Source organism: Microscilla marina ATCC 23134 (assembly GCF_000169175.1).
Classification (GTDB): domain Bacteria; phylum Bacteroidota; class Bacteroidia; order Cytophagales; family Microscillaceae; genus Microscilla; species Microscilla marina.
Map to the genome: position 1 here is coordinate 52,039 of NZ_AAWS01000052.1, position 13,774 is coordinate 65,812.

Annotated in this window: 15 protein-coding genes; 10 read left to right on the plus strand and 5 right to left on the minus strand. The window is 38.1% G+C overall.

Annotated elements, in window-relative coordinates; translation table 11 throughout:
- Nucleotides 1–353: 353 nt before the first annotated feature.
- Both M23134_RS30650 and M23134_RS30655 read right to left on the minus strand, forming a co-directional pair.
- A complete protein-coding gene (locus M23134_RS30650; RefSeq protein WP_002703225.1) occupies nucleotides 354–608 on the minus strand; it encodes a NifU family protein in 255 nt (84 codons plus the stop codon).
- Between the two features lie 36 nt (nucleotides 609–644).
- The gene (locus tag M23134_RS30655; protein ID WP_002703228.1) at nucleotides 645–1,745 is read right to left on the minus strand and encodes an Mrp/NBP35 family ATP-binding protein; all 1,101 of its coding nucleotides are present in this window, start codon (nucleotides 1,743–1,745) and stop codon (nucleotides 645–647) included.
- A gap of 577 nt (nucleotides 1,746–2,322) precedes the next feature.
- Between M23134_RS30655 and M23134_RS30660 the strand changes: the two genes are divergently transcribed.
- Complete coding sequence (locus M23134_RS30660) at nucleotides 2,323–2,751, plus strand: hypothetical protein (protein ID WP_002703229.1); 429 nt, start codon at nucleotides 2,323–2,325, stop codon at nucleotides 2,749–2,751.
- Between the two features lie 245 nt (nucleotides 2,752–2,996).
- Here the strand turns inward: M23134_RS30660 and M23134_RS30665 are convergent, their stop codons facing one another.
- Both M23134_RS30665 and M23134_RS30670 read right to left on the minus strand, forming a co-directional pair.
- Nucleotides 2,997–3,260, minus strand: coding sequence for a hypothetical protein (locus tag M23134_RS30665; protein ID WP_157558729.1), 264 nt, complete (start codon nucleotides 3,258–3,260; stop codon nucleotides 2,997–2,999).
- Between the two features lie 139 nt (nucleotides 3,261–3,399).
- Complete coding sequence (locus M23134_RS30670) at nucleotides 3,400–3,915, minus strand: ClbS/DfsB family four-helix bundle protein (protein WP_002703231.1); 516 nt, start codon at nucleotides 3,913–3,915, stop codon at nucleotides 3,400–3,402.
- A gap of 492 nt (nucleotides 3,916–4,407) precedes the next feature.
- Between M23134_RS30670 and M23134_RS30675 the strand changes: the two genes are divergently transcribed.
- From M23134_RS30675 to M23134_RS40655, 6 genes are all read left to right on the plus strand, one after another.
- Nucleotides 4,408–6,708 carry a choice-of-anchor D domain-containing protein gene (locus M23134_RS30675; RefSeq protein ID WP_045114660.1) on the plus strand — a complete coding sequence of 767 codons (2,301 nt, stop codon included), beginning with the start codon at nucleotides 4,408–4,410 and terminating at the stop codon, nucleotides 6,706–6,708.
- A gap of 10 nt (nucleotides 6,709–6,718) precedes the next feature.
- Nucleotides 6,719–7,492, plus strand: a complete 774-nt coding sequence (locus tag M23134_RS30680; protein WP_002703234.1) for a fibronectin type III domain-containing protein — start codon at nucleotides 6,719–6,721, stop codon at nucleotides 7,490–7,492.
- The gene (locus M23134_RS30685) at nucleotides 7,453–7,893 is read left to right on the plus strand and encodes a fibronectin type III domain-containing protein (RefSeq protein ID WP_002703237.1); all 441 of its coding nucleotides are present in this window, start codon (nucleotides 7,453–7,455) and stop codon (nucleotides 7,891–7,893) included. The genes M23134_RS30680 and M23134_RS30685 overlap by 40 nt, the downstream gene beginning before the upstream one ends.
- A gap of 29 nt (nucleotides 7,894–7,922) precedes the next feature.
- Nucleotides 7,923–8,591: a hypothetical protein gene (locus M23134_RS30690; protein ID WP_002703239.1), complete on the plus strand. Its 669-nt coding sequence runs from the start codon at nucleotides 7,923–7,925 to the stop codon at nucleotides 8,589–8,591.
- Nucleotides 8,592–8,682: 91 nt separating this feature from the next.
- Nucleotides 8,683–8,925 (plus strand): T9SS type A sorting domain-containing protein, encoded by a 243-nt coding sequence (locus M23134_RS30695; RefSeq protein ID WP_262492926.1) that lies wholly within the window; start codon nucleotides 8,683–8,685, stop codon nucleotides 8,923–8,925.
- Nucleotides 8,926–8,997: 72 nt separating this feature from the next.
- Complete coding sequence (locus tag M23134_RS40655) at nucleotides 8,998–9,858, plus strand: biotin/lipoyl-containing protein (RefSeq protein WP_002703244.1); 861 nt, start codon at nucleotides 8,998–9,000, stop codon at nucleotides 9,856–9,858.
- Between the two features lie 23 nt (nucleotides 9,859–9,881).
- Here M23134_RS40655 and M23134_RS30705 read toward each other — a convergent pair whose 3' ends face one another.
- Nucleotides 9,882–11,075, minus strand: a complete 1,194-nt coding sequence (locus tag M23134_RS30705; RefSeq protein WP_045114662.1) for a dipeptidase — start codon at nucleotides 11,073–11,075, stop codon at nucleotides 9,882–9,884.
- A 141-nt stretch (nucleotides 11,076–11,216) separates the two neighbouring features.
- Between M23134_RS30705 and M23134_RS30710 the strand changes: the two genes are divergently transcribed.
- The 3 genes from M23134_RS30710 to M23134_RS41490 all read left to right on the plus strand — a co-directional run bounded on the left by M23134_RS30710 (nucleotide 11,217) and on the right by M23134_RS41490 (nucleotide 13,759).
- Nucleotides 11,217–12,086 carry a helix-turn-helix domain-containing protein gene (locus tag M23134_RS30710; RefSeq protein ID WP_002703248.1) on the plus strand — a complete coding sequence of 290 codons (870 nt, stop codon included), beginning with the start codon at nucleotides 11,217–11,219 and terminating at the stop codon, nucleotides 12,084–12,086.
- 59 nt (nucleotides 12,087–12,145) lie between these two features.
- Nucleotides 12,146–13,075: an NAD(P)-dependent oxidoreductase gene (locus tag M23134_RS30715; RefSeq protein WP_262492925.1), complete on the plus strand. Its 930-nt coding sequence runs from the start codon at nucleotides 12,146–12,148 to the stop codon at nucleotides 13,073–13,075.
- Nucleotides 13,076–13,615: 540 nt separating this feature from the next.
- Complete coding sequence (locus tag M23134_RS41490; protein WP_157558730.1) at nucleotides 13,616–13,759, plus strand: hypothetical protein; 144 nt, start codon at nucleotides 13,616–13,618, stop codon at nucleotides 13,757–13,759.
- The last annotated feature ends 15 nt before the right edge of the window (nucleotides 13,760–13,774 follow it).

Sequence of the window (13,774 nt, forward strand, 5' to 3'; positions counted from 1 at the left end):
CCTGAAAGGAACTTGTCAGTCAAAAATTGATGGTAGCTCCTTATAGGATAAAACTTTTAAAGAAGTACCCCTATCAGAGGTATCATTTAATGGAATAGTTGTGTCGAGTTTGAGCTTCATTCTGCGGTTAAGTCATTTGTGTAGTTCTATGAGATGTATCTACAGTAAAAAAAATGTCCGCTTAAGGGCAAAAAAAATGAGGTGACATAAAGTACCTCATTTCTCGTATAAAAGTATGCCTTGTCATATATACATCAAACGGAATAAAAAATCTGGTTTTCAGGTTGCTGCGAAAACAATATAACCATTCCAGTAAGTGATTTTTGGTCACCTAGGCCGTTCAAAGCATAATATTACATAGGGGTCATGTTAATTGCTTCTACTGCAGTAATCTCTGGTACTGCCTTACGGATAGACTCTTCTATACCTGCCTTTAATGTCATAGCTGACATAGGGCAAGAGCCACAAGAACCCATCAGCTCTAGTTTAACAACCCCATCTTCACTTACCTCCAGCACTTTTACATCACCTCCATCTGTTTTGAGGTAGGGGCGAATAGTATCTAGTGCGTTATCTACGCGCTCTATCATATCTATTGTAGTATCCATAAATTCGTTTGGTTTGAGCTAAGCAACCCCAGGTTGCTATACTTTAATTTCTACTTTTTGTGTTTTAGGCTGGCTTGCATTACGTATAGCTACTTGCTGGGCAAGGCCTTGGGCAAGCCCTTCAAAGGCTTTAACGGTTGTTTCATCAGCATCTTGTACTGCAGGTACTCCATTATCTCCTCCTTCTCTTATATCTTGTACCAAAGGTATTTCTCCTAGAAATGGTACCCCAAAACGTCTTGATAACTCTTTACCCCCATCTTTGCCAAAAATATAATATTTATTGTCGGGGAGTTCGGCAGGTGTAAAATAAGCCATATTTTCTACTACTCCTAATACTGGCACATTAATTTGAGGCTGACGGAACATAGCCACCCCTTTAATAGCATCGGCCAAGGCTACTTTTTGTGGAGTAGTTACAATCAACACCCCAGTGACAGGAACCGCCTGTACCAAAGTAAGGTGTATGTCGCTGGTGCCAGGAGGCAAGTCAATGAGTAAATAGTCTAGCTCGCCCCACAAAGTATCACCCAAAAACTGAGTCAGTGCTTTACTGGCCATAGGACCACGCCAAACTACAGCGTTTTCGGCTGGTGCCAAAAAGCCCATAGAGATAATTTTTACCCCTAGGCTTTCTATGGGCAAAATCATATTCTTACCATCTACTTCGGTTACTTCGGGTTTGCCGTTTTCTACTCCATACATTGTAGGTATAGATGGACCGTAAATATCAGCATCGAGCAAGCCAACCTTTGCTCCACTTTTAGTAAGCGCCATTGCCAGGTTAGAGGTAACTGTAGATTTACCTACCCCACCTTTGCCAGAGGCTATAGCAATTACATTTTTTACTTTGGGCAATACTGGTGTAGTACCAAATCGAGTAGAAGTAACTTCAGCTGTCATATTAACTGTTACTTCCACCTTTTTATTTATATGTTCATGTATGGCATCTTCACAACGTTTTCTTATCAATTCTTTTAATGGGCAAGCAGGAGTGGTTAATATTATTGTAAAACTAACTTTATTACCATCTATGCTAATCTTGTCTACCATATTCAAAGTAACCAAGTCTTTCTTAAGGTCTGGCTCTTCTACTGTACTAAGAGCTTTTAAAACCGCTTCCTGAGTAATATTCATAAAGTATATATGTTGTTCTTTTTGAATCCTATTTAAATTTTAGCTATACAAAGATAACACATAATTCTAACTAATTTGGGTTTTAAATGGTTTGTCGCTGCACCTACTTGTTTTGTTTTTTAGTGTGCTAAAGACTCATGTAGGAAAAGATTAAGCGAATTTTTTTGCAAAAATGTATTAGAAAAAAAGTGTCAATAAGTATTAATAGTACTTAAAAAGAACCTTTTTTTGATATTATGTTTTAAAATGAAATATATAGATTGGTTGTAATATTTCTACCTCATTCGAGCATATTATCGATTTTAAACGGTTGTAGAAGCCTGTGATAAGAAACAAATCATTGGTTTAAACGGAGTAATCGCTATTTTATAAGTAAAAAATACGATATATCAGATCGGTTGGTTTTTTTTAGGAAAGCCAAAGAAATGAAGGTTTAATGGGTGTATGCCATATATATGTAAGGCTAAATACACATGTAGCTAAGCAAAAGATATTGATTTTTTTAGGTAAGAGAATAGTAATACTTTTATGATGACGAGAAATATAAATTATTTGACCCTGTAACTTTACAACAAGAGTGAAAAGTTTTTTAAATAAAATCACCTATATATATTACGACTCTCGATTACATGTAATTCGTATTCAATTATTTGGTTATTCATCTCCTGATTTATACAAAGAAGCCTGGACCCAAGCACTAAAAATTGCTAAAGACAACCAGTGCAATCATTGGTATTTAGATCAAAGAGAGTGTTATGGCATTACTGCTGAAGACCTGGAATGGCTCACCGAACGTTGGTATCCTCAGTCGGTAGAAGAAATGGCACAATTGAATTTGAGCGAAAAGCGAGTCAATGCATTCTTATTACCCTTAAATGTTTCGGGACGTTTTTTAACCAAAATCACGTCTTTTCATCGCAAAGGTAATACACCAGTTACTCACCGTGGTAACTATTATTTTACCCGTGAAAACCAAGCTTTGAGTTTCTTGGCGCAACCCGCCTGACCCATACTAATAGTATAGGTCAATGTTTGTTATGAAATTTATTGGTAAAACCTCTAAAAGTTGTAGAGGTTTTCTTACCTTATTATCAAGCAATGTACTTCTATCTAAATCCTTCCCCTTAATACTCCAACCAATCCAATTAAACATTTTCTGTTAATTATTTTCACTACTGACCCTCTACTAAATTAGCCTGCTTCTGATTGAGCGTCTTTCATTCAATCTGAGCCTGTATTAATAATTTACAGTTATGTCAGGTAACAAACTATACCCACCAATATTCCCAAAAAAGTAACTCCTACCGTCCACATTATCATATCTTTACGCTGACGTTCTTTTTTGAAACGAGTTTGCCAGGCTTGCCTTTGCTCTGGTGTTGTATCCCTTTCAGGAAAACCTGTATTTTTAACTTCTCCTATCCCTTGAGGGTTGGTATTATCAAACGGCGATTGTCTGTTACGTTGATTGTTTTTCAAAGACGTAATCATTGCCTGAATAGATCCAAAACTCATACTCATTTAATTTAAGTTTATTACTTATTTATATAAACTTCAACGAGGATTTAGACTATTGGTTTGAGGGGGAGTTAATTTATTCCTTGCTTAAATGAGTTATAAGCGTTTTTGTCTTGAATAAAGTCAAAATACAGGTTTAAACGGTTTGAGTAGCTTGTTTCACACATTTTTTGATTAGCTTGTAAGCCCAATCATAATGGCTGGCTGTGGCCGAGATAAGGTAAGCTCCCAATGATGTAGACCCTGTCCAAGGGTAGTGTTTCTTTTCAAACAACTCGTCATTGCTATGTTGGAGAATGAGTTTTTGAACAATATTATATGAAGTGTCGAACAATATTTTTACTCGGAATAGCTCTGTATTGGCGTATTTTTTTTGAATTACCTGATTAAGTTTAGGAGTATCTTTCCAACGATAACCCTCAGCAGGCATAGCGGGTTTTTGCCCATTCATTCCTATAGTATACCACTCTGTCATTAACAAATGCCAATGATGCAAGTGAGCCAGCACATCCCGAATATTACGGTTAAGATATCCCTCAGGAAATGTGGTATTTTGTATATCTTCATCAAAACCAGCAATTAACTCACATAAAAGCGAGTAATTTTTCTGACTGGTATCAAGTAATTCTGCTTTAGTTCGAGGTTTAGGCATACAATCTTAAAACATGGTGTATCATATACTGCAAATTTAAGTTTTATAGATCATTTTTCAGATGACCTAAATCATTGTTCAAAAAAAAAATAAAGCCATCATTGTCTGGTGCTTCGTCAAGGAGTGAGTTGGGATAAGATTTATTGGCACAGTAAAATAATTTAGTGCCAAAAATGATCAAAGTTCGCTTTTTGAATTCCGATGCCTATCGGATTATTAGCTACGTGAATTTTTCGCAACGAAGAAGTACAGCGCTATTTCATAAATGTATCCCTAAATTTATTCTTGACTGAGTACTAGTGGGCAAAATATGTTTTCTGACCCACTTTTTGACCTTTGAACAGCTGTTTATCGTATTGAATGAAGTTCCTACCTGAGATTGCCTCTAAAAAAAATAAGGGATTAACCCTTTACTTGAACAATGAATTTATCGTAAATTGTTATATCAACCAACCCAACATTTATTCAAAAACAATTGCTAATCGTTTAATAATGAAAATTTTCAGGCAACGTTATTTTAACGCTTACAGGCGTGCAATGGGTGTTTTGTTATTGTGTGTTACATACATTTTACCTTCTTATGCTTTTACTCCTACTGATACCTTGCATTGGAAAAAGAAGGTTAAAAAATATGCACAAAAGCACGCTTCTGTTCCTCAGTTAGTAAACTATTTAAATAGTAAGAAGTTATTGGCAACTCCTGCTACTTTGCCACTGGGCAGCGAATATACATTTGAAACTGATGCAGTACATAATTTGCGGGCTGCCAGAATCAATGACAGTGTTTTTGTGGTAGTGTATGACGCGGTGCCACTCAACGACAGGTATGTAATTGCAGGAAAGCTAACCCCTACTGGAACCATTACTTTTGGATCGCAAGCATTGGTGGTTACTTTGGCATCACAACCCTCCCAAAACCTGGACATCGCAAGGTTAGACGATTCAAAGTTTATGATTGCTTTTGACGATGGAGGGGAGTCTGAGCCTCAATACTTTGCTGTAGTAGGGTCGGTATCAGAAGAAAATATTACCTTAAACGCTACTACCAATAAGGTGGCAATCCCTACGGCTGACCACAGTAGTTTTTTTCTCGAAGAGCTACGGCTCACTGCGTTGTCGAGTACTCGATGCCTCATTACTTATACTCAAAACAATGTTACACAACAAGGTATAGCTATTGTAGCAGGCGTTTCGGTCAGCTTTCCCCAAAGCCCTGTTACTTTCTCATCTAACACTACCACTGGTATATCTGTTGATGCTTTTTCTAACACCAAGGCAGTGATCTCGTACAATGACGGGGGGATTTCTATAAAAAATATCATAGCTAATATAGATGGCGCAGGAAACATTAGTTATGGTAGCCCAACTACTATCTATAATAGTGCTGGAGCTGGTAAAACCGATGTAGCAGTAACCAATACGTCTGCCTATATCAATATCTATGAAAACAATGGAAACGAGGTAAGGGGTATTAAGAATACTGCATCAGGTGATGTGATTACCAAAGGACTCAATGATTTTTCTATTCGTAGTGGTGCATCTGTTAATAGCTTGTCGATAGACAAAATGAGCACTGATAATGCCATTATTATGGTGCAAGACAATCAGGTTTACCTTTTTCAGGTATCAGCAAATGGGTCATCTCCCATAGTTAACTATACCAACAGCTTTACCGCCAACGCCACTGGTACCGAAGAAGCTGCTTTTGCGGTAGGTATGACCTCGTTTAAAATAGTAGGCGTGGCTAATACAGGAGTAAGTGGAGAAGGGGGAGCGTATATAGGTGATTTGACTCCTCCACAAGTGATGAAAGTTTTTGGCAATGGTTTGCTAATTGCAGATGAAGACAATGTTCCTGATCCCAGTGATGGAACTGAGTTTGTTGATATTACCGTTGGACAAGAGTCCGCCTACCAGACCTTTACTATTAAGAATGAAGGAAGTGGCACACTTAATTTGACTGGAGCTCTGGCAGCTATAGAGTTTAGTAACCCTGGCAATGGTTACACGGTTTCATCACCACCAGATAAAACGAGTTTGGGTCCGGGAGAAACCACTACATTTGAAATAGAGTTTTCGGCAGCCTCACCTGGAACATATACCAATAACATTATAATTGAGAGTAATGACCCGGCCACTGGTACTAACAATTGGTATAATTTTGCCATTACTGGAAGTGCAAATGCAGTACCTCCAACGATTGAAATATATGGTAATAGTAACCTGATAACTTCTGGTGCAACGACTGCCCAAACCGAAGACAGCACCTACTTTGGTGGTATTCCGGTGGGGGACTCTATAGAGGTACATTTTGATATTGAAAATTCTGGAGGGGTGGCTTTACTTGTGGGCAACATTACGTCAAGTAATTCTGCGTTTGAAATAGTACAACAAATTCCTACCAGAAAGGTAAACCCTGGATTGAGTGCAACGTTTGTGGTGCGTTTTAAACCTACAGTAGTTGCAACAGAGGCCACAACAATATCTATTCCGACCAATGATCCTGAGCTTTCTGTATTTGAGTTGTTGTTAGAAGCAGATGGGGTCAATACTCTACAAACTCCTGTCATTACTGCTATCACAAGTACCCAACGCGAGGTATCTTTAACCTGGATAGATAATAACACTACTGAGTTTGGTTATGCGATTTATCGGGCAGAACCTAGTGGACCTCCTAATCCCCCAAACCCTCCAGTACCAGGTTCTTTTGAACTAGTATACCTTACCGATGTTGACGTGACTAACTTTGTAGACATAGGCTTAAACTCTAACTCTACCTACCTACATATATAAAATTCAGGCAGTGTCTTTGAATGTTGGTGAAGATTCACCCTTTACCGAGCTTTCAATTATCAAAACATTGGGGAATACCCCTGTATCGCCCAGTAGTCTCAATGCTTTGACGCTGTCACAAACCGAAATTCAACTTGAATGGCAAGACAATTCTACCAATGAAACGGGCTTTGAGGTTTATCGAGGTAACACAAGCATGAGCTTTGTGTTGCTTACTACGCTTGCTGCCAATGAAGTTTTTTATATCGACGAGGGGTTAGACTCCAAAACGACCTATCGTTACATCATACGAGCTACAGGAGCCGAGGGCTCATCTCCACCTAGTGATACCGTAAATGCTACTACTTTGTCTAATGCCCCATTGAGCCCGTTTGAGTTAAATGTAATTACGGTATCAGGCAGTGAACTTCAGCTTGATTGGCAAGATGACTCAAACAATGAAATTGGATTTATTATTTACCGTGCTACCGAACAGTTTGGGAGTGATGAGAAAGTAATTGATACTGTATCTACCAATATTACTACCTATTTAGACAAAGGCTTGGTTAACCAAAAAAAGTACTTTTATCGGGTAAAGGCATACAATAATGATGGACCCTCAGACAATAGTACTAATACTGCCTCTGGTATTACTGCCAATGTACCCTTGGTACCTTTCAACATTCAATCTACTCCATTATCTCCCACATCTTTAGGGATTAGTTGGTCGATAAATACTCCACCTTCTGCCGAAAAGAAAGGCAGATGGGTTTACCATCGAAGCAGCCAGTTTTACAAGGCATAGGGCAAAGGCGTTCTTTACCTCCAGAAACATTTACCAATGGGCAAAAAACTGCTCGTACAACTGTGGAACTGGGCAATTTGCTGTTTTTTCCAATTGATAGTGTAAACGAAATTACAACCAGTTATACGGTAAGCGGTTTAATTCCTAACCAAAAATATTTATTTAGACTCAGGGCTTATAATGACAAAGGAAGTTCGCCCAATACTTCTGGTATTCCAGTAGTTACTCCTATTGACCCTACTTTTGTTGTTCCCAACCCTCCTACAAACCTTAAAGTAACCGCAGTTTCTCAATCAGAACTTGACCTTACTTGGCAAGATAACTCCAGTAATGAGTTAATATTCAAGATAGAACGACGACGAAATGGAGAAACAGGTTGGACAGAAATTGCACAAGTATAGGCGGAATAACTAGCTTCAGTAGTACAGATTTGTTAGCCGATTCTACGTATTTTTATCGGGTAAGGGCAAGCAATCAAGGGGGAGAGTCAGCTTATAGTAATATAAGTTCTGCTAAGGTAGAGTGTAACTTGGTGGTGTTGGTTACCAACAATTCAGGAAGTAACACCATTTGTTCAGGCAAAGCATCTTTACTAGTGGTTAATACCAATGTAACTGACGCCACTTTTCAGTGGAAACAAAACGGGATTAATATCCCCAACGCAAACTTGCCTATTTTTACTGCCAGTGAAACCGGAGAGTATAATTGCCAAGTGATTGCAGGAGACTGTCGAAAGTCTTCTACTACTCCGTTGGTAGTTATTGTACAATCTTCGTTTCAGGTGTTTATCCGAACCATTGATACAACAACCAAAGAAATGCAGGCAAGCGTGAGTGGTGCACAAGGGTATCAGTGGTACCGTGACTATCAAAGCATTGATGGAGCAACTAACGCCCGGTATACACCTACCATGGATGGAACCTACTTTGTTGTAGTATCTAACAATGGTTGTTCTTCTACTTCCAATCTGATTAATGTAGCCCCCAATACTACCACAGGCATTGCCAATGCTGAGTTTGCTAGTACAACGGGAACTAAATTCCTAATGATTTATTCAGCGACTTTTGCCCTCTTACTTCATCGCCAAAAAGTTAGATAGCTATGGCTATCCGCCATTTTAACGATTCGTTAGAGAACAAAATCCATCCAAATTAATTCATTATTTACTTAATCCCCATTGTACTAGTAGCATACAACTTTCCACTAACCCTGCCAGTAACCAAGCAGTACTTACGATGACGAATGAAGAGTTTGGGCGTTATACAGTTGTAATTACTGATGCGAAAGGCAGGGCTTTACAAGTGTGGACAGGAACCAAAACAAACAAAAAACTCAACATGCCTGTGTCTGTGAAGGATCTTGCTGAAGGCATGTATCTTGTAAAAGTAAAAATGAAGAAAAAAGAGGCAGTGAAAAAGTTGTTGAAAAAATAAATGTATCTTGTCATATAGCCTTTTTTTTGAAAAAAGGTTACTTTACATCTAATACCTAAACAAATTACTGATATGGCAAAAGCTATAGTGATTCCAAAAATGAACGATGTTGAGCCTGACTACATTATATTGAGTCATTGGTTAAAAAAAACAGGGTCTTTTGTAAAGTTAAATGACCCATTGGTAGAGGTAGAAAGTGACAAAGCCGTACTTGAAATAAAATCAGAGTTAGAGGGAACATTACTATACAAAGTGGCACAAGAAGATGACAAACTTGTGGAGGGTAAGTTGATTGGGATTATAGGCGAAGCACACGAAAAATTTGAGGATTATAAAAGTATTTTGGCTGAACATGGAGCGTTAGAAGTTGCCGCTCCGCCTGCCAGAGAAACAAAATTGCACGAAACCGAATCTGTTCAAACAACCACTATCTATACCCCTCAACATGGGCAAGGTGGTTTTATAGCAAGCAACGCTACAGTTGTAGGCAAAGTTACCTTAGGCAATCAAGTATCGGTTTGGTATCAGGCAGTGTTACGTGCCGATGAAGATCAGATTGTAGTGGGAGATCGCACCAATATTCAAGATGGTTGCATTATTCATTGTGATGAAGGCAAGCCTACGACCATTGGGCAAAGTGTAACTGTAGGGCATGGGGCTATTGTGCATGGAGCATCTGTGGATGATTTTTCGTTGATAGGCATGCGTGCTACAGTGTTAAATGGAGCTCAAATAGGTAAATACTGTGTCATAGGTGCCAATGCTTTGATTACTGAAAATATGGTAGTGCCTGATTACTCTGTGGTTATGGGCACCCCTGGAAAAGTGGTGAAACAACTCCCCGAAAGTTATAAAGCTACCCTTGAAAAAGCTGCCAGTATTTATGTTCATCTAAGCGAAGAGCATATCAAAGGCATTTACAAAGCATTGTAATTTGCCAAATGCGTGAGGCAGGATTATTTTCCTGCCTGTTTTTCTACTGCCTTCCATACCCTGAGTACATTGCCAGCACAAATCTTTTCAATAGCTCTCTCAGAGTAACCTTTTTTAAGTAAGTGGTAAATCAGGTTTGGATAAAAAGAAACATCTTTTAGGCCTTCAGGCAGTGCATCCCCCACGCCATCAAAATCGGAGCCTAATCCTACATGATTTATTCCCGCTATTTGTACTACATGATCAATATGTTTGACTACTTCGCTAATGTCAGCTTTTAATGGGTGTTGTTTAATATATGCTTTAGCAGCAGCTTCGCGCTTTTGGGGTGAAAGCTTTAGGTTTGAACGAATTTGGGTCATTTTAACATAAGCATTACCCGAGCTTTCGTTCAAAAACATTGCTCCAAAATTAATTTGAATTACTCCTCCATTTTTAGCCAAAGCCTTTATCATGTCATCTGTCATATTACGGGCAAACCCAGGCGTGAACTTTCGACATGAAGAATGTGAAGCAATCACAGGAGCCTTGGATAGTTTAATTACCTGATAAAAAGCCTCATCAGATACGTGCGATACATCTACCATCATTCCCAAATGATTCATTTCTTTGACCACTTTTTTACCAAACGGACTCAAACCACCCCAAGTCTTACGAGGATCGGTAGATGAATCACAAATATGGTTATCTTTGCCGTGGGTAAGGCTGATGTATCTTATACCACGTTTGTAAAAGAAACTTAAGTTTTCTAACCTTCCCTCTATAGGTGCTCCATTTTCCATGCCCATAGGCAATGAAATAAGTCCTTTACGAAAGTGTTTTTCTATATCACGAGGAGTACGCGCCATTGCAAACCTTTGAGGGTTTCGCTCTGCCAACTCTTCTACCGTTCTTATAAGTGCATTGGCAAAAAACTTAGCGCGTCCGTTTTTATTTTGAAAAAATGCCGGAATAAAAATAGACATAAAAGGAGCATTTAACCCTCCTTTTTTTGCCCTGTAATAATCAAAGTCTCCCTTAGAAGTATGCTTGGCTACATTCTCTTTACTGATTTTTACTCTGTATGGTGTATCTATGTGTCCGTCAAGTATGATGAATTTTTGAGCCAGTTGCTCTGCTCGTTGGTATAGTGGTTGGTCAGAGGTTTGCGATTGACAATGAATTATGCTTCCAAAAATCAATAACAAACTTAACAGTGTTCTTCTGGTATTGTTCATAAGGTATTTGACTAAAAAATGACAAAAGAGGGTTTTTTCTAATATCAAGAAAATATGGCAGACTTGATAAAACTCTGTCAAAATATTTTATCTTGACTGCAGTTTATATAGTTAAACTGCTCTTTCCGAATATACAATAATATGATCTCAATTCCTCAAAGATTACTTCATCAGCCTTTTATCCAGCAGATATTAAGTGATGGAAACTCTTTTATTTTAAAAAAGCAATTATCTGAACCCGCTGTTAACCGTGAAGGTTACATTAGTAAAGCTGTACTTTCTATGGTAACGAAAGGTTGCCAGCAAATTACTACCTGTGAGGAGCAAATCATACAAATACCGGCAGGTACAATGACTTTTCTTCCCAAAGGCTTATACAATGTGTCAGACTTGTTTACCAACAATGAAGGTTTCGAGAGCATATTGTTTTTTATAAGCGACGATGTCATCACTCATTTTTTAGAACAAGCCCCTTTCGCTTCAGGAGTTTCATTAAAACCAACTAGCCATCTATCCTTTGTTGAAGTTAGCCTGGTGATGGGATACTTTCAAGGGTTGGTACGCATACTACCTAAAATACCACTCATTCAGCCTGCTTTTATTCAATTGAAAATGTTGGAATTGTTGTATTTATTAGCAGCTCAAAACACTACTTTTCCTTACTTTTTGTGCCAAGCCCAACAAGGTGCCTCCCGAAATATCAAAACATTTATGGAAGCCAACTACGACAAACCACTTAGGGTAGAAGACTATGCCTATCTTACCGGAAAAAGTGTATCTACTTTTAGGCGTGAGTTTAAAGCCCGCTTTGACAACACCCCACAAAAGTGGTTGATAGAAAAACGCCTTGATAAGGCTTACCAAGTGTTAATAGAAGCTGAAAGTAGCGTAACACAAATTGCTTATGATACAGGGTATGACAACGTATCTCACTTTATCAAAGCATTTAAAAAGAAGTTTCAACTTACACCTAAACAACTTTTGCAAGAGCATAAAAATGTAAAGTATTGACGCAAAAACACAATGCCTGATCATTTTGGAGTAGATTATCCTTGGTTAGCCCCGTAACTTTGTTTTATATAATTCAAGAAACCTCTAAATCAAATCAGAAGATGAAAATAGCATTTATTGGATTAGGCATCATGGGGAGTCGCATGGCGAGTAATTTATTAAAGCATAAGGTAGATTTAACGGTCTATAACCGTTCTCTAGCAGCAACCACACCTTTGGTGGCTCTGGGCGCCAAAGTAGCACATACTACTACCGAAGCAGTCAAGGAAGCCGACATCGTATTTAGTATGCTTGCCAGTCCTCAAGTAGTGAAGGCCGTTGCTTATGGTCAGACAGGCTTTTTATCGAAAATGAAGTCGAAAGCCTTGTGGATAGATTGCTCCACTATAAGCCCAGCATTTGCCCTCGCCTCTGCTCAGGAAGCCTCAAAACATGAGGTAGTATTTGTAGAAGCGCCAGTAGCAGGTACTAAGTCCCATGCCGAAAACGCTGAACTGGTATTTCTTGTTGGAGGAGGTACTACAGCTATTGCACAAGCAACCCCTTATATGGAGATGATGGGTAAAAAGGTAGTACACATAGGTGCCATTAGTAAAGCCTCAGCTCTGAAGATTTTAATCAATTACCTCTTGGCTCAAGGAATGCTGGCTTTTGCCGAAGCGCTGGTAGTAGGAGAAAAACAAGGCTTGGATCGTCGTTTTTTACTTGAGTTTTTACCCAATTTACCTGTAGCAGCACCTTTCTTAAAGTCTAAGGCAAACAAGTTAATGCAACACGATGCCGAGGTACAGTTTCCTTTAGAACTCATGTATAAAGATATAACACTATTTGCTGATACTGCTGAAGCAAATAATATTACCAACTTGTCGACAGATGTAAGCAAAAACTTATACCAAACAGCCATAAAGCAAGGTTTAGGTCGAGAAGATTTTTCTGCAGTTTATAATTCATTGCTTCAACGTTTTTTGCCAATGCATCCACAAGAATAGTAGAGGAGTTGTTGTAGTAGGCTAATTTCAATGCTTCAACTTCTTAACAATTCATTAACAATATTTAATTTACTGATAGTAAGTAGGTTAGCTGTTATGCACAAGCTTTCCGAACTTTTTTTATAAAGTAGTGCAACTATTTAGCCTTGTCCAGCATCTTTCAACTGAATATTAATTAGCAAACCATTTTCCATATAACCATTTTTTATAATCATACCATTACCATATAACCAAAGTAGATCATCATCTCGATTTGACGAGACATTTTAAAATCTTACAAATAATCAATCATTAAAAACACCCCCCACTTCTTATGAGTTTTGGAGGGTGTTTTTTTTATGTACAAACAGTAAATTACCCGTTTATGACACCTGAAAAATATAGAAGAATTAGAAGAAAAGCATATTTCAAAAATAATGAATTAACGAAGAAAAAAGGAGGAAATTATAAGTTGTAAAAAACACAAAATTTTATTTTGTTTTGATTTTTTTATAAACGTTATTTGTGCCAAATTTTAGAGCAATTTAAACTTCAAAAAATATGCTGTTGTTTCAAAACGAAGTGGCTGACATCAATTTGGATGCTACTAACAATAGTTTGACGATTTCCTGGAAAGAAATTGTATTTAAGCAAGATTACGAAGAAGTTTGGAAACTATGCCTGGAATCTGGCATCTCCTTATGACATCACTGATTTGTA

Bases quoted from the DNA above. Each gene is read 5' to 3' on its own strand.
- M23134_RS30650 (WP_002703225.1), bottom strand. From the start codon at position 608: ATGGATACTACAATAGATATGATAGAGCGCGTAGATAACGCACTAGAT.
- M23134_RS30655 (WP_002703228.1), bottom strand. From the start codon at position 1,745: ATGAATATTACTCAGGAAGCGGTTTTAAAAGCTCTTAGTACAGTAGAA.
- M23134_RS30665 (WP_157558729.1), bottom strand. From the start codon at position 3,260: ATGAGTTTTGGATCTATTCAGGCAATGATTACGTCTTTGAAAAACAAT.
- M23134_RS30670 (WP_002703231.1), bottom strand. From the start codon at position 3,915: ATGCCTAAACCTCGAACTAAAGCAGAATTACTTGATACCAGTCAGAAA.
- M23134_RS30675 (WP_045114660.1), top strand. From the start codon at position 4,408: ATGAAAATTTTCAGGCAACGTTATTTTAACGCTTACAGGCGTGCAATG.
- M23134_RS30685 (WP_002703237.1), top strand. From the start codon at position 7,453: ATGGGTTTACCATCGAAGCAGCCAGTTTTACAAGGCATAGGGCAAAGG.
- M23134_RS40655 (WP_002703244.1), top strand. From the start codon at position 8,998: ATGGCAAAAGCTATAGTGATTCCAAAAATGAACGATGTTGAGCCTGAC.
- M23134_RS30705 (WP_045114662.1), bottom strand. From the start codon at position 11,075: ATGAACAATACCAGAAGAACACTGTTAAGTTTGTTATTGATTTTTGGA.
- M23134_RS30710 (WP_002703248.1), top strand. From the start codon at position 11,217: ATGATCTCAATTCCTCAAAGATTACTTCATCAGCCTTTTATCCAGCAG.
- M23134_RS41490 (WP_157558730.1), top strand. From the start codon at position 13,616: ATGCTGTTGTTTCAAAACGAAGTGGCTGACATCAATTTGGATGCTACT.